The organism is Sphingomonas endophytica, assembly GCF_014199415.1.
GTDB lineage: Bacteria > Pseudomonadota > Alphaproteobacteria > Sphingomonadales > Sphingomonadaceae > Sphingomonas > Sphingomonas endophytica.
The window spans coordinates 500,077-520,291 of sequence record NZ_JACIJN010000002.1 but is presented as its reverse complement, the minus strand read 5'-3'; the positions used below and the strand labels follow the sequence as shown (position 1 = coordinate 520,291).

The window sequence follows — 20,215 nt, the reverse complement described above, 5'->3', positions numbered from 1 at the left end:
ACCAGCTCGGCAGGACCATCGCGCTTGCCGAGGCGTCGGGCGGCGGCTGGCAGCACGTCTATGCCGATGCACCGCCATACCGGGCTGAAGATTGCCGGTTGCTGCCCGAACAGCGCGCACTCCGCCGCTGGAATCAGACGGCCACTGACGGGCCGGCGCGGAGCGATCGCCTCCTCCGGAACCGACGCCGCCCGCCGATGCTTGGACGCTCGAAGGGGAACGGTCTTGACGCGGTGGCAGTGGCTCATCCGCCTGCTCACACGCAGGATGTGGTTCAGGGCGGCGCTGGTCAGCGCGTTCGGCGTCGCACTGGCACTCGCAAGTGCGCTGGTGGGACACACCATCTCCTATCAGTTCGCGGCGACGATCGGCGCGAAGTCCGTCGATGGCATCCTGACGATCCTCGCGTCGAGCATGCTGGCGGTGACCACCTTCTCGCTGACCACGATGGTGTCCGCCTATTCGGGCGCGACCAGCACGATCACGCCCCGCGCGGTTCAGCTGCTGATCGACGACAGCACGGCGCAGAACACGCTCGCGACCTTCCTCGGCAGCTTTTTGTTCGCCATCGTCGGCATCATCGCGCTGTCGACCGGGCTGTACGGCGAAACCGGGCGCGTCATCCTTCTGGTCGGCACGATCGCCGTCATCCTCTTCATCGTCATCACTCTGCTGCGCTGGATCGAGCATATCGCGCGGTTCGGCCGCGTGTCCGACACGATCGACCGGGTCGAGCGGGCGGCGATGGCGGCGGTCGACACCATCGCGGTGCCGCTGACGCTCTCCACCGCGCCGCCGCTACCTGATGCGCGCGGCATAACGCCGGTCCTGCCGAAGACGATGGCGCGGGTCACGCACGTCGATGTCGCGGTGCTCGGGCGGCTGGCGCAGGCGATCGACGTGGACATCCATGTCCTTGCGTTGCCGGGCAAGCTCGTCGAGCCCGAGCGGCCGATCGCGCTGATCGCGGGTGGGTGCGACAAGGCGGCGGTCGACAAGGTCCGGCAGGCGTTCACCCTGTCGCACCATCGCACCTTCGACCACGATCCGCGCTTCGGCCTGGTGGTCTTGTCCGAGATCGCGTCACGCGCACTGTCGCCGGCCGTCAACGATCCCGGAACGGCCATCGCGGTGATCGAGGCGAGCGCGCGCGTGATGCTGCGTCTGGCCGACCACCGGACAAGCGAGGACGCGCCCTTGCCCGCCCGTGTACATGTCCCGGCGATCGGCATGGCCGAGTTGCTCGACGACTGGTGCCGTCCGATCGCGCGCGACGGCGCGGCGATCGTCGAGGTCGGCATCAGGCTTCAAAAGGCGCTTGCTGCCGTGGCGCGACACGCCGAGCCGTTCCGACCGCTCATCGAACAGGCGGCGTTCGATGCGGCAGAGCGCGCAAAGGCGGGGCTGGCGAGCGAGCGGGATCGCAGCGTCATCGAGCATATGTATCACGGCCACTTCGCCGCTAGGAACCGGTAGCCGCGTCCGGACAGGTCGTCCGGTCCGGTTCCGGTTCGGGCGCGCGAAGCGGACGCTCGTTCGCCACGGCGACGCTCCGCTGCGAGGTTCGACACGAGAAGGGCAGCGATGCACGGTCGGCCACCTCGTCATGCCGATCGTCGTGTATCGCAAGCCCACGCGTGAACCGGCCAGCGGCGACACCCTGCAATTCTTTACACCAGCAGCCCGTAAGGCCCCGGTTATACGTGAATTTAATTATCCTCGTCGCATCGGAGGGGTGAAAGCCGGGCGTCCGCCGGCGAGTGCGACAAGGGTGATGTAAGTGACGTCGATGCCATCCTTCTTCACTTTCGTGCGCAGGTTGCGGCACGATCGGCGGGGCAATGTCCTGCTGATCGGCGCCGCGAGCATGCTGCCGCTTCTCGGCATGGTCGGGGGCGCGTTCGACATGGCGCGCGCCTATCTCGTCCGGACGCGGCTGCAACAGGCGTGTGACGCAGCGGTGCTGGCCGGGCGTCTCAGCATGGGGGCGCAATCCTGGGGCACGGCCGCACGGCAAGACGCCGATCAGTATTTCCTCTCGAACTTCCGACCGGGACAATATGGCTCGAACGGTTCGCAGATCGTCTATGAGCCGCGCGGGACGTCGACGATCCACGCCATCGCGTCCGCCAATGTACCGTTGCTCATCATGAAGCTGTTCGGTTTCCGGGCGATGACCATGCAGGCGACGTGCGACGCGCAGATGGAATTGCCCAACGCCGACATCATGTTCGTTCTGGATACGACCTTGTCGATGGCGGAATCCAACCCCGGCGATTCCGTCAGCAGGATCGCGGCGCTGCGTTCGTCGGTCCAGAAATTCTATGACGTCATGCAAAAGTCGAAAGGGTCCGAGACACGGCTCCGCTACGGCTTCGTCCCCTATTCGTCGACGGTGAATGTCGGCACGCTGCTGAAGCCGGACTGGCTGGTCAGCCGCTGGACATATCAGTCGCGCGTGGCGCGGGAAATCGAACAGATGCCGAAGGAAGCGCCCGAGTTCGTCACCGTTGCCGATGGTGACTGGTACACGACCGGCGGCACCAGCACGACGACGCAGTCGGTCATCGCCTCGGAAAAATGCACGGCCACCACCGTGCTGAACTATACGACCCGCCAGGAGGATCTGGTAAAGAATGCGGATGGCACCGCCAGCTGGGTCATCGTTCATATCGTGAACAATATCGAGCGGAGCGCAAGGCTGAGCGGCGGGATCTGCACGGTGACGGAAACCACCTACAAGGACTATGTCAAAAAGCGCAAAGAGAAAAAGATCAAGAACCCCGACGCTGGCACGACGACCTACGAAAATCGCTATTGGTGGGATTACGCGCCGATCGAATATTCCGTCGCCACCCTGAAAGGCGCGGATGGGATCGGCAACGTCGCGGGCGGCGAATTCACCGCACAGGTCGCCAACGATCACCAGTCGCGCACCATTCGATGGAAGCGCGACAATGCCTGTATCGAGGAGCGTCAGTCCTCGCTCAACCATGACGCGATGACCGCCGAACCCGGCTACGATCTCGACGTCGACACGATCCCCATCGCCGGTGATGCGCGCACGCAATGGCGCCCCGCGCTGCCGGGGCTGGTCTACTCGCGCAAACAATGGAACATGAACGATATCCAGAGCGACCGCTGGGGGTCGCCGACCGAGGTTCTGCACACCTACGACAATTACATCACGCCGAGCAGCGACGCCGCCGTCCGCGCGGCCTGTCCGACCTACGCGCGCAAGCTTGCCACGATCGATGCGACGACGTTGAGCAACTACCTGGTTTCGCTGAAGCCGGCCGGACTGACCTACCATGACGTGGGCTTCCTGTGGGGATTGCGCCTCCTGTCGCCGCAGGGACTGTTCGCCAGCGAAAATCAGCCACCGCTCGGCAGCAAGCTGGCGCGGCACCTGATCTTCATGACCGACGGCCAGACCGAGACCCATGTGGCGGACTATGATGCCTATGGCCTCTCCGCGCTGGATCGCCGGCGCACGCCGTCGGGTCGTCTGCCAACCGCGGCCGAGCAGAATACGCTGGTGGAGAAGCGGCTTGCCAGTCTGTGCCTCGTCGCCAAGGCGAAGGGCATCACCGTGTGGGTCATTGCCTTCGGAACGTCGCTCACCCCGCTGCTCGACGGGTGCGCGGCGCAAGGTCATGCCTTCGAGGCAAAAAGCGCGCTCGAGCTGGAAACGGCATTCTCCGACATCGCCAAGCGTATCTCGCATTTGCGGCTGGTGCGCTGATGCGGCGCCTGCTTCTCGACCGGACCGGCGCGATCGCCGTCGAATTCGCGCTCGCTGCTCCGGTGTTGCTGATCCTCATCTGCAGCGGTCTCGAACTGGGCTATGCCGCCTATCTGCGCGCGGTTATCGAGGGCGAAATGCAACGCGCCAGCCGCAGCCGCACGCTGGAGACGGCCAGCGACCTGACGCAGCGGGCGCTGATCGAAAATCGCGTGCGTGACATGGTGCACCAGCTGGCACCGGCCGCAACGGTGGATTTCACCCGACGTGCCTTCCGTGATTACGCCGAGGTGGAGGCGCCCTTCGAACCGTTCCACGACATCAACGCCAATGGGCGGTGCGACTTCCCCGAAACCTACGAAGATCTGAACAACAACGGCCGCTGGGACGAACAGGGCGTCTCCGCCGACAGCGACGGCAACGCCCGCGACGTGGTGGTGTACACCGCGATCGTCCACCATGCGCGCCTGCTGCCGATCGCCATCAATCCGCTCCGGCAGGAGCGTCCGATCACCGCGAGGACGGCGTTTCGCAACCAGCCCTTCGACCAGCAGGCGTCGGTGATCGAACGGACGTGCCCGTGACGGGTCTCCGGACGAACCCCCGGCAGCTGCTCGCCGACCGCACCGCCATCGCGATGATCGAGCTGGCGCTGGCGTTGCCGCTGTTCCTGCTGATGGTCCTCGGACTGGCCGAGCTTTGCGACTATGCACTGCAGAAGCAGCGCCTGAGCCAGATCGCGCTTCAGGTCGCCGACAATGCCGGGCGGCTGGGCAGCGTCAATCTGTCAGGGCCGCAACGGCTGACCGAGGCGCAGATCAATGACGTGTTGCTCGGGGGCACGGTGATGAGCAACGGTCTCGACTTCACCCGCCGCGGCCGCATCATCCTGTCCAGCCTGGAACAGAATGCCAAGAAGGGCCAGTGGATCCACTGGCAGCGCTGTCGCGGTGGGCTCGAGCATGGGTCGTCATACGGGTTCGAAGGAGCTGGTGCCGAGAATACCTTCTTCCCCGGCATGGGTCCGGCGGGTGCTCCGGTCCAGGCCGCCGCCAACCGGCCCGCGATGTTTGTGGAGGTCGCGTACCGGAGAGAGCCGCTCACCTTCCTGCGCGTGATCTCCGCGCCGCTGATCATCGAGATCGCCGCCATGCCGGCGCGGGTAGAGCGCGACCTGACCAAGGTCGACAACGGGGCGGATGTCGACGTCTCCACCTGCTAGGATTTGCAGGACTGCGGTGGCGCTTACCAGCCGACGCTCGACACCGCCGGCGCGCCGTTGATCGTCGGGGCGTGCGGATCGGCACCCCGGCGCTGCGGGGTGGCGGCAAGCGCCGCCACCGGCGCCCGGCTCAGAAGCGGAAGCGCACGCCGAGCGAGTAGGTACGCTCGATGTACCGGACCTGGAACGGATAGCTGTCCCCGGCGGAATTATAAGCCCGCTCGTTGCGAACGGGTGTGCCCAGCACGTTCAGCAGGTCGAAGGCGATCGTCACGTTGGGGACCGGCGTGACGGTGGTCGAGAAGTCCATGACGCCCAGCGACTTCTGGTACAGCGGGGAGAGGAAGCCGGCTTGCAGGTCCTGATATTCGGTCGCGAAGCGCGAGCGCCAGTTATACGCCAGCCGTGCCGAGAACACCGGGCGCTCGTACAGCCCGACCAGGTTGAAGGAGTGTTTCGACACGCCGGGGAACGGCTGCTGGCCCGGCAGCCGGTCGCGGAACTCCGGTGCCAGTTCCGTCGCGGCGTCGAGATAGGTGTAATTGGCCTGCATGCCGAAACCGCGCGCCCATTCGGGCAGGCTGCCGATGTCGAGGAAGCCGGTGAACGCAACCTCCGCGCCCTGCACCCGCCCCTTGCCGCCGTTGCTCGGCGAGTTGACGCGGCGGTCCGGCGCGTCGGCGATCTCGATGTTGGTGGTGCTGCGGAAGATGAAGTTGTTGACGTCGCGACGGAACACGCCCGCGGTCAGTGATCCCGTGGTAGCGTAATAATATTCCAGCGACAGATCGTAGTTGTTGGAACGCAGCGGACTCAGGTTCGGGTTGCCCGACGTCACCGGCACGAAGCAATTGACCGTATCGACGCCCTCGGTCGAACAGGCGGTCGGCACCGTCCCGACGTTGCTGGACGGGTTCAGATCGATGAAGTTCGGCCGCGTGCGGGTCTGCGTGAAGGCAAGCCGCAGTTGAAGGTTGTTGGCAAGCGTCGCCCGCAGGTTGGCATTGGGCAGATAGTCGGTGTAGCGGTTCGTCTGCGCGACCGGCGTGAACGTGTCGCTGGTCGCGTCGTAGGAATTGCCTTGTACCTGCGTGCGCGTGTTGATGACGCGCAGGCCCAGATTGCCTTCGATCGGAAGACCGATGTCGAAGGCGTATTTCGCCTGCGCATAGCCCGCCCACGAGCGTTCGGACGCGGTAAACGTCTCCTGATCGTTGAACGCCGGGTTGCCCGCCCCGAAACCGGCGATCGCGCGCAGCGCGTCGCGATTGTCGTACACGCTGTCGAAGGTCGCACCCGGAAAGACGGTGACCGGCTGGTCGTTGTCGAACCGGAAGCCGCGTGTGATCGGACCGATCTGGACCGGCAGGTCGGGATAGGTCAGCCCGGTCTGGATCAACCCGGCATAGCGCTGCCCGTTGTAGCGAGCCGCGTCGCGCGTGTTGAAACGGACGCCGGCCTGCAGCTTGGGCAGGAAATCGAGACCCATGTCGTATTCGGCGTCGAGCCGCGCCTGCCAGTCCTTGCCGGTGGCGCGGAAATTGGCGTCGAACAGCCCGCGGAGCGCATAATTGTTGGGATCGGACGCGTCGAAATCCACGAAGTCGAACACGCCGCCGCCCTGCCCGCGCGCGATGTCGAAATCGACGTTGCGCGTCGGCGATCTGGTGAAGGCGTAATCGATGTTCGCGCTCTGCTGCGTATACGTGCTGTCGGTATAGGCGACATCGCCGGTCAGCTTCAGCCGGCCCGCCGTCCAGATCGCACCGCCGGCGAGTTGATAGGTATCGGTACGCGCCTTCGTGAAGGCGTCATAGCCGTCCGGCGTCGAGGCGCCGGTAACGGTCATGCTCTGCACCGAATTGCTGCCGTTGCGCAGCACCACGTTGCTGTATTGCGCACCGTCGCCGAACGTGGGCACGAACAGCCAGTGGTTGCGATCCTCGGCGCGATAGCCCTGAAACAGACCATCCACATAGAATTCGAGATTGCTCGCGGGACGCCACTGCACCGCCGCATTGACCGACGGGCGCCAGCGGTTGCCGCTGCCATAGAAGATGCCCTGGCCGTTCGGCCGTGTGAACCCTGCCGCGTCGGCGGGCGCGCCGGGCTCCGGGGTGACGAAGCGGTCGACCTCGCGCGTGGCGTCGAGATAGTCGATGTTCGAGATCGCGGCGTTGACGAGCACGCCGATCTCGCCGATGCCGGTATCCCAGCGGTCGGTGACGAGAAGGTTGCCGTTATAGTCGAGCCGCTGGCTCTGCTCCCAATGCACGCCGTTCAGCGAACCGGAAAGCTGGAAACCGTCGAAGTCGAACGGTCGCCGCGACCGGACATTCACCTGCCCGCCGATCCCGCCCTCGATCAGATTGGCCGTCGACGATTTGTAGACCTCAAGCGCCTGAACGGCGCCAGCCGGGAAATCCTGGATCGCAACAAAGCGGTTCTCGGCGGTGAAAATCTCCCGCCCGTTGTAGGTTGTGGAGATATCCGGGAGCCCGCGGATCTGCACGCCGGCCGCCTCACCGGCGGCGCGGGTCACCTGCACGCCGGTCACCCGCGCCAGTGCGGCGGAGGCCGTGACGTCAGGCAGCTTGCCGATGTCCTCCGCGACGATCGAGTCGACGATCCCCTCGGCATTGCGCTTGATGTTCTGCGCCGATTGCAGACTACGACGCAAGCCCGTGACCACGACATCGTCGGTGGGCGCGTCGTCTTGGATCGCGTCGCCGGGCGTGGCGGGGTTGGCAGCGGTGTCCGCCGCCGTCTCGGGCTTCGGTGCCTCGCTCTGCGCCGCCGCGTTCGTCGCGGCGAAGAACGCGCCCGCCGACACGGTCGCAATAAGCCACTGCCTCACGTCACTCTCCCTGGAAACCAGTCGATCTTTGAGACGTGCCTCTACAAGCTAGGTGCTGCCCCGCCACTTTCCTGTGTTAATAACGATTTGAAAGATATTATAATTTCTGGGGGCACCACGTTCGGCAACCGAGGCGGAAGTGATGAACCCGGCGCTGCCGCCAATCTGTCTGCGCGGTCGGCGGAGCCAAGCGCTGCTCCACCGATCACCCCTTCATGGTGGAGATACGCACCGCTTGCATCGCGCCTTCGCGCCGTCGGGCCGGCTGATCGCAAGCGCGAGACGGCGCGGATGCGCGCCCGTCATGGACAGCGCAGCACGCGATGTGACCGCTGCGCCGCGCCGCAGCGCCGCCGGCGACACGCTCACCTGATGAGCTCACCGCCGCGCAATGGGCGGCGGCATCCACCAACCCGGTGCTGATGCACGTCGCGCATTCGGCGGGCATGCAGATGGCCTTCCATCCGGGCTGAGTGGCAGCTGCGGCGCGGATCGCGCCCGGACGCCCGGCGCCACGATCGACCGACCGCGCGCGGAACGGCAAGGCGCGCCGGTCTTTTCATACGCGGCCGCTACGGGTTAAAGGCGTAGCGACGACGGACCTGGGCGAATGATGACGATACGCACGAAACTGGGCTGGGGCTTGTTAGGAGGTTTGGCGCTCACGCTGCCCGGCTGCGCCACGCCACCCGCGCCGCCCCCGCCTCCGCCCCCGGTCGTCCCGGTCGCGCCGCCGCCCCCGGCGATGCCGGCGGGTGGCTATGTCGGCATGAAGATCCCGGCGAAGCTCGAGGACGGCAATTATTTCACGCCCAATCTCAACAACACCGATGCCGCCGCGGTCTGGCATCTGCGCAACGCGCTGAACGTGGCGGCGCTCGGCTGCGATCTGGAGGGCGGCGGGATCGTCGATGGCTATAACGCGTGGATCAAGACTCACGCCGCCGCGATCGACCGCTATTATCAGACCTACCTCGTGGAATGGCAGGCGCCCGGCTGGATCGACTGGCAGCGCGTGTATGACGACGATCAGACGCGTATCTACAATTTCTACGCGCAGCCGGCGATGCGCGCAGGCTTTTGCGCGGCCGCGCGCGCGGAGATAGCGCAGGTCGGTCAGGTCGCCGACGACGCGCTGCCGGCCTTCGCGCGCGCGGCGCTGCTTCGGCTCGACCGGCCGTTCGTCGACTTCTACGCGGCGTTCGAAACCTGGCGGGCGCATTATCACCCCGCCCCGACAGCGGTCGCGCCGGCCATCCCCGTCGTGGCGGTCCCGCCCCCTACGGTCGCGCCGCCCGCGATCGAACCTCCTGCGATCACACCCCCCGTGAGCACCGTGCCCGGGGAGAATGCCGCGCCCGACCCCGCGCCGACGCCGGCTTCCGGGTCGTAACCGCGGCGCGGGTCGGGCGTTCTCCGGCGCGAGCCCGCGGCGGTCGGCAGCGGATGGCGCAGCGTCAGCCCGGCAAGCTGAGTGGCGGTGACTTGGTTGCCCGGACCCGTTGCGAGACATCTGCGGTCGCCGCGGCGGGCCGTGCCGCGGGTCCATCTCGCCCGGGCCTTTCCGCTCCCCGCACGCTTAACCTGCTTCATGCGCAAGAAAATCGCACGAACGGGACTGTGTCTTTCGGCCGCTCGCCCGTCTACGCAGGGTGGGAATGGAGCAACACCAACCGAATGCCTTGTCCGGCGACCTGCTGGCGCTGTCCGGCCGGCTGCGCCCGGCGTTGCTCGCGTTCTTCCAGCGGCGGCTGCGCGATCCGTCCCAGGCCGAGGATCTGACGCAGGACCTGTTCTGCCGGCTCGCCGCCGGACCGCCGCATGTCGTCGACAATCCCGAAGCCTATATCTTCCGCATCGCCGCCAATCTGGTCAACGACCATTACCGTCGCGAAACGGTCCGCTCGCGCTTCCACCGCCACGACGATCCGGCGCGCGAGGCCGACGTCGACCAGCTCGACGCCGCGCGGCTGCTCGAGGCGCGCGAGAGCGTCGGCCGCGTCGCCGCGGTGCTCAACACCCTTCCCGAACGGACCCGCCACATCTTCATCCTGTACCGCCTCGAAGGAATGCCGCGGAAGGGGATCGCCGAGACGTTCGGCATCTCCGTCAGCGCGGTGGAGAAGCATATCGCCACCGCGATGCGAACCTTGCTGCGCGATGCGGGAGGCGAACGATGAGCACCGAGCGCAAACAGGAGATCGAGGATCGGGCCATCGCCTGGTGCCTGCGGCTCCACGAGGGCGAGCCGACCCCCGCCGAGCAGCAGGCGCTCGACGCGTGGCTGGCACAGGACCCGGTGCATCGCGAACGCTTTACCCGCGTGCGGCGGCTGTGGGACGGGATCGCGCTCGACGCGCATGCGCCCGAGCTGCTGCCGCTGCGGCAACAGGCGCTGGCGGCGGTGCAGGCGGCGGGCCGGCGGCGCTGGACCCCGCCGCGCGGGCGCGTCGCGCCATGGCTGGCGGTCGCGGCGGCGTTGCTGCTGGCGATCGGCGTCACGCTGCTGTTGCGCGATCGCGCGACGCTGTACGAAACCCGCGTCGGCGAACAGCGCGCCGTGGTGCTCGCCGACGGATCGACGATGGTGCTGGATGCCGACAGCGCGGTGCGCGTGCGGTTTAGCGACGATCGGCGCGACCTGACGCTCGAACGCGGGCGCGCCAGTTTCAAGGTCGCGAGGAATCCGCTGCGCCCGTTCGCGGTGACCAGCGGCAGCAGCGTGGTGGTGGCGGTCGGCACCGCTTTCTCGGTCGAGCGGCTGTCGCGCGAGGTGCGCGTCGCGTTGTACGAGGGGCATGTCGCGGTGCTGCGCGATCGCGGTGGCGGTCCGGCGGCGCAGCTGGCGCGGGTCGCCGGCGCGCGCCAGCCGGCGGAACAGGCGTTGACCCCCGGTCGCGAGCTGATCCTCTCCGACGACGCCCCGGATGCGGTGCTGCGCGCCGCCGCGAGCGGCGATCGACCGGGCGGCGGGCAATTGTCGTTCGCCAGCGAGCCGCTGACCGTCGCGGTCCAGCGCGTGAACCGCTACAATGTCGGCAAGCCGATCGCCGTCGCGCCACAGGCCGCCGACGTGCGGATCAGCGGCGTGTTCAACACCGGCGACACCGACGCGTTCGTGCAGGGCGTGGTCGCGGCCTTTCCGGTGAAGGCGGTCGCGACGGACCGCGACATCCTGCTGACGCTGCGCCGCGACGACCATACCAATTCCGCGCAAAATGCGCCGCTCGCGACAGGATCGCAAAAAAGTTCCGCCCTGCGCTGAGGGTTTTGCATCGTCACACGTCATATTCCGGTAACCAAATAAGATGGGGGCGGTATGACCGGCAGGAGTGGATTTGGTATCATCGGCGCGCGATCAAGCACGCTGGCACTGGCAGCGGCGCTGCTGACCGCGACGCTCGCGGCGACGCCGGCACAGGCGCAGCAGGCCGCGGTGTCGATCGACGTTCGCCCGCAACCGCTGGCGCAGGCGCTGCGCACGCTCGCGCAGCAGGCGCATATCCAGATCGTCTTCGACGAGGCACGGCTCGCGTCGCGCCGCGCCCCGGCCGTCTCCGGCACGATGCCGGTCGGCGCCGCGCTCACCCAGATGCTCCGCAACAGCGGCTTCGCCGCGTCGCGCACCCAGCAGGGCGTGTTCGTGGTCAGCGCGCAGCCGGCCGCGCCCTCCCCCGCCGGGCTCAGCACGCTCGGGCAGATCGACCAGGGCGAACCGGCGCGCGCCGCGGCGATCGCTGGCGAGCCGGCCGCGCAGGAACCGGCCGGCGCGGTCGACATCGTCGTCACCGGTACGCGCATCGTTCGTCCGAACCTGAAGTCCGCCAGCCCGATCACCACCGTCACCGCCTCGGAGATCAGGGCGCAGGGCGCGGTCAATCTCGAGGAAGTGACCAACCGGCTCGGGCAGGTGCAGCCCGATGCGCAGCAGAACTACCAGCAGAGCAACGGCCAGCAGCGCGGCGTCAAGCTGCGCGGGCTCGACTTCAACCGCACGCTGTCGCTCATCAACGGGCAGCGGATCGCGGGGACGGAGTCGGTCGACACCAACCTGATCCCCGTGTCGCTGGTCGAGCGCGTCGACGTGCTGACCGGCGGCGCGTCGTCGGTCTATGGCTCCGATGCGATCGCGGGCGTCGTCAATTATGTCATCAAGCGCAATTTCACCGGGCTGCAGCTGTCGGCCAACTACAGCTTCTACAACCATAACAACCGCACCAACGTCTCGACCCCGGTTGCCGCGCGCTACGGGATCACCACCCCGACCGGCATGACCAGCGACGGCGGGCGCGCCGATCTCAGCGCGACCTGGGGGCACAATTTCCTCGACGACCGGCTCAACGTCTCGGTCTACGGCACCTATCGCACCGCCGACGGCATCCTGTTCCGCGACCGCGACGCCTCGGGCTGCCAGTTGCGCCGCGACACGGGCAATCCGCTGCGCGTCAACAACCTGATCTGCGGCGTCACCGCCGCCTCGCCCAACGGCACGCTGACCGCCAACGGCGCCAATTACTCGAACGTCACCGGCAGCCCCGGCGCCTTCGCGCCGGCCGCGACGATCCCCGGCTACGCCAATCAGGGCGACCGGCTCGCCGCGCGCGGCTATGAGCGCTACAACGCCGGCGGGTTCATCAACTTCAAGGCATCGTCCGCCGCCGAATTCTCGCTTGGCGTCATGTACCTGCGCGATAAATCCGCCAACCTGCTCTACGGCCCGTATGTGCAGGGCAGCTACCGCGTGAATTGCGACAACCCCTTCCTGTCCCCCTCGCAGGCGCAGACGATCTGCGGCACCGCCGCCGGGACGACGGCCTTCGCGCCGCTCGGCGTGCAATATGGCTTCCCCGGGTTGGCCGGCGACCGCGACAAGGAGACGTTCACCAACACGCAGACGCGCATCAACGCCTCGGTGCGCGGCGAGATCGCCGAAGGCTGGCGCTACGATATCGGCGGCGTCTACGACGAGAGCCGGCAATTGTGGCAGCCGGGCGGCAACCCGGTCGCCGCGCACGTCAACCGCGCGCTCGACGTCGTCAACGTCGGTGGCGTGCCGACCTGCCGCTCGGTCCTCGACGGCAGCGATCCGGCCTGCGTCCCGCTCAACGTCTTCGTCGCCAACAATCCCGGCAGCGCCGCGCTGAGCAACTATCTGTTTAACGAGGGGCTGGGCAACAGCGACCTGCGCGCCAAATTCTACGACGTCACCGCCAACCTCACCACCGACTTGACCCGCTACGGCATCCGCTCGCCTTTCGCGGAGCAGGGGCTTGCGATCGCGATCGGCGCCGAATATCGCAAGCAGCAGGAACGCGGGCTCCAGAACGCGCGCTTCATCGAGGTCTATGGCGGCGTCGCCGACCGGTTCGCGGAACAGGACGTGGTCGAGGGCAATGTCGAGGCGCAGCTGCCGCTGGTGCAGGACGTGTCGCTCATCAAGCTGTTGCAGGTGAACGGCGGCTATCGCCTGTCCAAGTACAGCACCAATCCCGAGACGTTCAACACGTGGAAGATCGAGGCGGTCTATTCGCCGAGCGAGGACATCACTTTCCGCTTCGGCCGCAACCGCGCCGCGCGCGCGCCGGGGCTGCGCGAGGCCAACCAGACGATCAGCTACCAGAATGCGACGATCGTCGACCCGTGCGCCAGCGTCAACGGCGTCGCGCCGCTCGCCAGCCGCGAGGCGTGCCGGCTGACCGGGCTGCCCGACAATCTCTACGGCAACGGCCTTGCCGCCGGCGTGCCGGGCAGCATCCGCTGCGTCGACGACGTCTGCCGCCAGCGCAACAACGGCACCCCGATCGTCCCCGAGGACGCGCGCACCACCACCTATGGCTTCGTGCTGACGCCGCGCTTCCTGCCGCGCTTCAGCCTCTCGGTCGATCGCTATAAAATTCAGGTCAACGACGTGATCAGCTATCTCGGCGCCAGCTTCGCGGTCGACGGCTGCGTCATCACCGGCGATCCCTATTATTGCACGCGGCTGGTGCGCGATCCGACCACCTATCAGCTGACCAGCACCGGCACCGCAGGCGGCTATATCCAGGGGGGCAACCTCAACGCCTATCGCCTCTATGCCGAGGGTTACGACTTCCAGGCGCAATATTCGCTGCGCTTCGGCGAGAAGGCGGGCAAGCTCGACCTGCTGATGAACGGCACGCTGACCACCGATCAGGGCGGACAGGCGGCGGTCAACCAGCCGCGCCTTAATTGCGTCGGCTATTTCGGCGGCTCGTGCCCGCAGCCCGCGCCGCGCTGGGTCCACAATGCCCGCGCCACCTATACGACGCAGGACGAGGTGTTCAGCGCCTCGCTGGCGTGGCGCTATATCGCCGGCACCACCGCCGGGCAGAACGGTGGACCGAATTCGAAGCCGGAGACCGCGGTCACCGACTTCACGCGCATCCCGGCGTACAATTACTTCGACCTCGCGCTGGCGTTCAACATCGCCGACGGGCTGACGCTGACCGCGGCGGTCAACAATCTGTTCGACCGGCAGCAGCCGATCCTGAGCAACACCTATGACTATGCGCTGTCGCGCGGCAATACGATCCCGCAGCGGTACGACACGCTGGGGCGGATGATCTCCGTGTCGGCGACGACGCGGTTCTGATGCCCGCGCGGGCGGCGGCGCCACGATCGGGAGAGCGAATGATGACCGGCCATCTCTTGGGGCGCGCGGCACTTGCGGCGACGCTGCTGGTCGCCGCCCCCGCCGCCGCCGCGCCGCTGGCAGCGGTGTTGCCGGTCCCGGCCGCGGTCACGTTCGGCACCGGCACGTTCCGGGTCGAGAATGGCGCGACGATCGTCGTGCCGGGCCGCGACGCCGCCGCGCGCAACGCCGCCGCGCGCGCGATCGAGATCGTCGCCCGCACCCGCGGCCTGCGCCTGCGCGTCGCCGAAGGCGGCGCGGGTGCGATCCGCTTCGTCCGCGCCGGCAAGGCGACCGCCGGCGACGAACATTACCGGCTCGACGTCACCCCCGCCGGAATCCGCATCACCGCGGCCAGTGACGCCGGGCTCTTCTACGGCGCGATGACGCTCGCGCAATTGCTCGCGCCCGACGCGCGCCTCGGCGACGCAGTCGCCGTCCCCGCGCTGGCGATCGACGACCGCCCGCGCTTCGCGTGGCGCGGGGTAATGCTCGACGTCGCGCGCCACATGCAGCCGGTCGCCGCGATCGAGCGCGTCATCGACATGATGGCGCAGCACAAGCTCAACAAGCTGCAACTGCATCTGACCGACGATCAGGGCTGGCGGATCGAGATCAAACGCTATCCCGAACTGACCCGGAAAGGCGCGTGGCGCGCGTCGACGACGCCCAACGACGGCGCACCGCCCGGCCGATATGGCGGCTTCTACACGCAGGAGCAGCTGCGTGCCTTGGTCGCCTATGCCGCGGCGCGCGCGGTGACGATCGTCCCCGAGATCGACCTGCCCGGCCATGCACAGGCCGCGATCGCCGCCTATCCCGAGATCGGCGTGCTCGGAGATCGTCCGCCGGTGTCAGGTGACTGGGGGATCAACCCCTATCTGTTCGGCACCGACACGCGCAACCTGACCTTCGTCCGCAACGTCCTCGACGAGGTGATGGCGATCTTCCCCTCGCCCTATATCCATGTCGGCGGCGACGAGGCGCTCAAGGACCAGTGGCAGGCATCGGCGGCGGTGCAGGCGCAGAGGCGCGCGCTCGGCATCGCCGACGAACAACGGCTGCAAAGCTGGTTCATCGGGCAATTGGGGGACCATCTCGCCCGCCACGGCCGCCGGCTGATCGGCTGGGACGAGATCCTCGAGGGCGGACTGCCCGCCTCCGCCTCGGTGATGTCGTGGCGCGGCGAGGCCGGCGCGATCGAGGCGGCGAACATGGGGCATGACGTGGTGCTGTCGCCCGGCCCGGTGCTCTATCTCGACAATCTGCAAAGCGCGCGCGACGACGAGCCGCCCGGCCGGCTGAAGATCCAGACGCTCGCCGACGTCTATGCCTATGATCCGCTACCCGCCGCGATCGCGCCCGCCCGCGCGCAGCATGTGCTCGGTGCACAGGCCAATCTCTGGGCCGAATATATGGTCACCCCCGAACAGCGCGAACATGCGCTGTTCCCGCGCCTCGCCGCGCTGGCGGAGATGGCGTGGTCGCCGAAGGCGGCGCGCGACTGGCCGGCGTTCCTCACCCGGCTCGATCCGCAGCTCGACCGCTATCGCCGGCAAGGAATCGCCGCCGCGGACTCCGCCTTCGCGGTCGACTTCGCGGTGCCCGGCGGGGTCGGTGCGGCGTTGCGCGCCAGGCGCGTCACGGTCGCCCTGACCCGGCAGGTGGCCTATGGCACGATCCGCTACACGACCGACGGCAGCGCGCCCACCGCCACCTCCCCCGCTTATGCCACGCCGCTGACGGTCGCGGCGGGCAGCGTGATCCGTGCGACGACGATCGCCCCCGACGGCCGCGCGCTGGCCGCGCCGCGCCGCTTCGACACCGCCCCTCCGGCGCTGCTGACCCGCACCAGCGCCGCGCTGCCGCCGTGCACCACCACCCCCGGCATCCTGCTGCGCCTCCCGCTCTCCCCCGACGCGACCGCCGGGCCGGCGCACAGCATGAACATCTTCGACAGCTGCTGGCGTTACCCCGACGCTCCGCTCGATCAGCTCAGCGCGATCAGCGTGACGGTCGGGCGGCTCCCGCGCAATTTCGCGCTCCGCCAGCCGCAGCGCGAGCAGGTGGTGTGGCGCTATAACCCGACCAGCTTCGGCACATTGCTGGTCCATGCCGGTGACTGTGCCGGCGCGGTGCTCGCCGCGCTGCCGCTGCCCGACCCCGCCAGCGCGCCGAACCGCTTCACGCTCGACGCGCCGCTGGCATCGACGACCGCGCAGGCGGACCTGTGCCTGACGATCGCGCCGCCGGTCGGCGGGCCGCTCTACGGCATCGATACGGTGCGACTGACCCCGAAGGAGCCACGGTGACCTCTCTCCCCCCTCTGTCGCGGCGCGGCGTGATCGCCGGTGCCGCCGCCGGCCTGTCCTTTCCCATGTCGGCGCTCGCCGCGCCGTCCGCCCCGAAGCTGGTCCCGTATGGCGCGACGCCCTCGGCACGACAGCTCGCATGGCACCGGCTGGAGCAGAATGCCTTCGTCCACTTCACGATCAACACCTTCACCGATCGCGAATGGGGCTATGGCGACGAGGACCCGGCGATCTTCGACCCCAAACAGTTCGACGCCGACCAGATCGTCGGCGCGGCCAAGGCCGCCGAGCTGCGCGGCGTCATCATCACCGCCAAGCATCACGACGGCTTCTGCCTGTGGCCCAGCGCCTATACAGAGCACAGCCTCAAGAACAGCCCGTACAAAAATGGCAAGGGTGACATCGTCGGCGAGCTGTCCGCCGCCTGTCGCCGCCACGGACTGAAGTTCGGCATCTATCTGTCGCCATGGGACCGCAATCACGCCGGCTACGGACGACCCGAATATATCACCTTCTTCCGCAACCAGCTTCGCGAGCTGCTGACCAACTACGGCCCGATCTACGAGGTGTTCTTCGACGGGGCGAACGGCGGCGACGGTTATTATGGCGGCGCGCGCGAGACGCGGAAGATCGACGCCGTGCCTTATTACGACTGGCCGTCGATCATCGACTATGTCCACGAACTCCAGCCGATGGCCTGCACCTTCGATCCGGTCGGCGCCGATCTGCGCTGGGTCGGCAACGAGGAGGGCGAGGCCGGCGACCCGTGCTGGGCGACGATGGACGACAGGGGCTTCACCCCCGAAAAGGGCAATACGGGGGTGCGCGGCGGCTCGGTCTGGTGGCCCGCCGAAGCCGATGTCTCGACCCGCTACGGCTGGTTCTGGCACGCCTATGAGGACGGGCAGAGCCGCAGCCCCGCCAATCTGATGAAGATCTATTTCGAGACGGTCGGGCGCAGCGCCGGGCTGTTGCTCAACCTCGCGCCCGATACGCGCGGGCTGGTCACCGACGAGGATGTCGGCAACCTCACCGCCTTCGGCGCGGCGCTGCGCCGCATGTACGCCACCAACCTTGCCGGCGGTGCGCATCCGGTCGCCAGCAGCGCGCGGCCCGGTCATCCGGCGGCGAACGTGCTCGACGGCGATCCCGCCAGCTTCTGGGCGGGCCGCGACGGTGCGGCGGTGCCGACGCTGACGCTCGACCTCGGCGTCGCGCGGACCTTCGACGTGGTGCGGCTCGCCGAGCATCTGCCGCTCGGGCTGCGCGTCGACCGGTTCGCGATCGACGTCCAGCGTGCCGGCGCATGGGTCGAGGTGGTCAGCAAGGAAGGGATCGGGTCGCAGCGCGTGATCCGGCTCGATGCGCCGGTCACCACCGGCGGCGTGCGGTTGCGGATCGTCGCGACCCGTGCCGCGCCCGCGATCACCGAGTTCGGCCTGTATCTGGCCCCGGTGCTGCTCGAACCGCCGCATATCGTGCGGGCGCGCGACGGCATGGTGACGCTGACCAGCGATGCACCGGGTCAGGAGATTGCGTTCACCACCGACGGCAGCGCACCGACGCTCGCCTCGCCGCGCTACTCCGCGCCCTTCGCGCTTCCGGACGGCGGCGTGGTGCAGGCGATCGGCATCCACCGCGCCACAAGCGCGCTCAGCACGGTCGGCCGGCAGAGCTTCGACATCCGCAAGAGCGACTGGAAGATCGTCCGCGCCAGCGCGCCCGGTGCCGAACGGCTGATCGACGAGCTGAACCGCACCGACTGGATCGCGCCGCTGACCGGCCCCGACGGCAAGCCCTGCTCGGTGACGATCGATCTCGGCCGCAGCGTCGACGTGCGTGGCTTCGTGCTCAAGCCCGGCTGGCACGCCCCGCAGGGTGCGGGCGATCCCGCCGCCTGGACGGTGCGGGTCGGCGACGATCCGGCCTTGACCGGGCCGCCGCAGGAGCGCGGCGAGTTCAGCAACATCGCCGCCAATCAGTCCCCGCAGCGGCTCGCCTTCGCGCGCCCGCATCGCGGTCGCTACATCGAGATCGCCTTCACCCGCACCGCCAAGGGCGAGCAGCGGCTGGCGGTCGCGGAGATCGGCATCCTGACGCGCTGAGCCACGCGGCCCCGGGTGGCGATGCTCAGAAGAACGTCTCCACCACCTCCACCACGCGATGCGCGTCATCGGCGACCAGCACGCGCCGCCATTTGTCGAAGGTCAGGCACGGATGCGAGATATCGAAGGCCAGCACGTCGCCGACCGCCAGATCGTCGCCGGGCGCGATCGCGAGATAGGCGTGCTGGTCCATCAGCCCGGTGACCTCCCAATGCGCGGGTGCGGTCGCCGGGGCGGTGTCGCGGCCGGGGCGGAACAGCGTCGCGGGGCGCGGCAGCCCGGCGTCGAAGGCGACGTCGCGCTTGCCCATCGCCACCACCGCGCGCGCCGGATCGGGGAGCGACTGCACCACCGCCCAGATCCGCAGCGCCGGCAACAACGCCTCGCCCAGCGTCGGGGCGACCGGGTTGCGCTGGAGGATCCGTTCCTGTGCGGCGCGGTACAGCCCGTCGTCATGGCTCAGGTAACAGCCCGGCCGCAGCAGCACCTGCACCGCGCCGTCGCGGGTCGCCGCCGCGCTCTCCTCGGCCACGACGTCATACCAGGCCGACCCCGCGCCGGTCAGGATCGCGGGCGCGCGCGCGATCGTCCCCGCCTCCACCAGCCGCGCGGTCGTCTCGACCGCCCGCCGCACGAAGCGACGCACCTCGGCCTCGTCGGGCAGCACGCCTTCGTAGAATTCGACCCCCGCGAGCCGCAACGCGTCGCGCCACCCGGCCAGCGCGTCGAGCACCGCCGCGAGTTGCGCCTCGTCACGGATGCCGGTGCGAAAACCCGGCTGATCGCGTTCGGGCGCCAGCTCGATCAGCACGTCGAGCGTCACCCCGCGCGCGCGACATGCTGCCCCCAGCATCGCCACCCCCGCCGGACTGTCGACCAGACACAGCAATTCGAGTTCCGGACGCGCCGCGAGCTCGGCTATTTCGGCGAGGTTCGCGGCACCGACCACCTGATTGGCGATCAGAATGCGCGCCACGCCATGCGCCGCCGCCGCCCGCGCCTGCTGGCTGGTCGCGACCGTCATGCCCCATGCGCCGGCGTCGAGCTGCCGCCGGAACAGCGCGGGTGCCATCGTGGTCTTGCCATGCGGTGCGAGCGCCATGCCGTAAGCGTCGATGAACGACCGCATCCACGCGAGATTGTGCGCCATGCGCGTCTCGCTCAGCACCGCGGCGGGAAACGGCACGTCGCCGGCAAGCAGGTTCCACGGCCCGTCACCCGACCCGACGCCCTTGTTCAACTCGATCATCGTCACCGCCGGTCTCCTGATAATTCAAGACGTTTACTTAATTGCACGGGCCGGTGACAATGCGGATCGAGCG

Annotated in this window: 12 protein-coding genes and 1 pseudogene; 11 read left to right on the top strand and 2 right to left on the bottom strand. The window is 68.1% G+C overall.

What is annotated here, in order from left to right:
• Nucleotides 1-225 precede the first annotated feature (225 nt).
• From FHS97_RS05210 to FHS97_RS05195, 5 genes and pseudogenes are all read left to right on the top strand, one after another.
• Nucleotides 226-1,476, top strand: coding sequence for a DUF2254 domain-containing protein (locus FHS97_RS05210; RefSeq protein ID WP_246346449.1), 1,251 nt, complete (start codon nt 226-228; stop codon nt 1,474-1,476).
• Nucleotides 1,477-1,789: 313 nt separating this feature from the next.
• Nucleotides 1,790-1,960 (top strand): annotated as a pseudogene (locus FHS97_RS17755) (TadE/TadG family type IV pilus assembly protein); the annotation flags it as partial.
• The gene (locus tag FHS97_RS05205) at nt 1,961-3,745 is read left to right on the top strand and encodes a hypothetical protein (RefSeq protein ID WP_246346448.1); all 1,785 of its coding nucleotides are present in this window, start codon (nt 1,961-1,963) and stop codon (nt 3,743-3,745) included. It abuts the pseudogene before it with no gap.
• On the top strand, nt 3,745-4,329 hold the full coding sequence (locus FHS97_RS05200) for a TadE/TadG family type IV pilus assembly protein (protein WP_184033989.1): 585 nt from the start codon (nt 3,745-3,747) through the stop codon (nt 4,327-4,329). Before FHS97_RS05205 ends, FHS97_RS05200 begins: the two co-directional genes overlap by 1 nt.
• A complete protein-coding gene (locus FHS97_RS05195; RefSeq protein WP_184033986.1) occupies nt 4,320-4,967 on the top strand; it encodes a TadE/TadG family type IV pilus assembly protein in 648 nt (215 codons plus the stop codon). The genes FHS97_RS05200 and FHS97_RS05195 overlap by 10 nt, the downstream gene beginning before the upstream one ends.
• Before the next feature lie 130 nt (nt 4,968-5,097).
• Here the strand turns inward: FHS97_RS05195 and FHS97_RS05190 are convergent, their stop codons facing one another.
• On the bottom strand, nt 5,098-7,824 hold the full coding sequence (locus tag FHS97_RS05190) for a TonB-dependent receptor (RefSeq protein WP_184033984.1): 2,727 nt from the start codon (nt 7,822-7,824) through the stop codon (nt 5,098-5,100).
• Nucleotides 7,825-8,479: 655 nt separating this feature from the next.
• On the opposite strand from FHS97_RS05190, the gene FHS97_RS05185 reads away from it, so the two are divergent.
• The 6 genes from FHS97_RS05185 (at nt 8,480) to FHS97_RS05160 (ending at nt 18,893) form a co-directional block, all read left to right on the top strand.
• Nucleotides 8,480-9,217 (top strand): hypothetical protein, encoded by a 738-nt coding sequence (locus tag FHS97_RS05185; protein WP_184033981.1) that lies wholly within the window; start codon nt 8,480-8,482, stop codon nt 9,215-9,217.
• 265 nt (nt 9,218-9,482) lie between these two features.
• Nucleotides 9,483-10,004 (top strand): sigma-70 family RNA polymerase sigma factor, encoded by a 522-nt coding sequence (locus tag FHS97_RS05180; protein ID WP_184033978.1) that lies wholly within the window; start codon nt 9,483-9,485, stop codon nt 10,002-10,004.
• Nucleotides 10,001-11,089 (top strand): FecR domain-containing protein, encoded by a 1,089-nt coding sequence (locus FHS97_RS05175; RefSeq protein WP_184033975.1) that lies wholly within the window; start codon nt 10,001-10,003, stop codon nt 11,087-11,089. The genes FHS97_RS05180 and FHS97_RS05175 overlap by 4 nt, the downstream gene beginning before the upstream one ends.
• A 54-nt stretch (nt 11,090-11,143) precedes the next feature.
• Nucleotides 11,144-14,437, top strand: a complete 3,294-nt coding sequence (locus FHS97_RS05170; RefSeq protein WP_184033972.1) for a TonB-dependent receptor — start codon at nt 11,144-11,146, stop codon at nt 14,435-14,437.
• A 41-nt stretch (nt 14,438-14,478) separates the two neighbouring features.
• Nucleotides 14,479-16,788, top strand: a complete 2,310-nt coding sequence (locus tag FHS97_RS05165; protein WP_184033969.1) for a beta-N-acetylhexosaminidase — start codon at nt 14,479-14,481, stop codon at nt 16,786-16,788.
• Nucleotides 16,785-18,893, top strand: coding sequence for an alpha-L-fucosidase (locus FHS97_RS05160; protein WP_221233110.1), 2,109 nt, complete (start codon nt 16,785-16,787; stop codon nt 18,891-18,893). Before FHS97_RS05165 ends, FHS97_RS05160 begins: the two co-directional genes overlap by 4 nt.
• Nucleotides 18,894-18,918: 25 nt before the next feature.
• Here FHS97_RS05160 and FHS97_RS05155 read toward each other — a convergent pair whose 3' ends face one another.
• Nucleotides 18,919-20,142, bottom strand: coding sequence for an amino acid deaminase (locus FHS97_RS05155; RefSeq protein WP_184034159.1), 1,224 nt, complete (start codon nt 20,140-20,142; stop codon nt 18,919-18,921).
• Nucleotides 20,143-20,215: the final 73 nt, after the last annotated feature.

Coding starts and splice junctions, on each gene's coding strand:
- FHS97_RS05165 (WP_184033969.1), top strand. CDS start 14,479: ATGACCGGCCATCTCTTGGGGCGCGCGGCACTTGCGGCGACGCTGCTG.
- FHS97_RS05180 (WP_184033978.1), top strand. CDS start 9,483: ATGGAGCAACACCAACCGAATGCCTTGTCCGGCGACCTGCTGGCGCTG.
- FHS97_RS05170 (WP_184033972.1), top strand. CDS start 11,144: ATGACCGGCAGGAGTGGATTTGGTATCATCGGCGCGCGATCAAGCACG.
- FHS97_RS05175 (WP_184033975.1), top strand. CDS start 10,001: ATGAGCACCGAGCGCAAACAGGAGATCGAGGATCGGGCCATCGCCTGG.
- FHS97_RS05155 (WP_184034159.1), bottom strand. CDS start 20,142: ATGATCGAGTTGAACAAGGGCGTCGGGTCGGGTGACGGGCCGTGGAAC.
- FHS97_RS05200 (WP_184033989.1), top strand. CDS start 3,745: ATGCGGCGCCTGCTTCTCGACCGGACCGGCGCGATCGCCGTCGAATTC.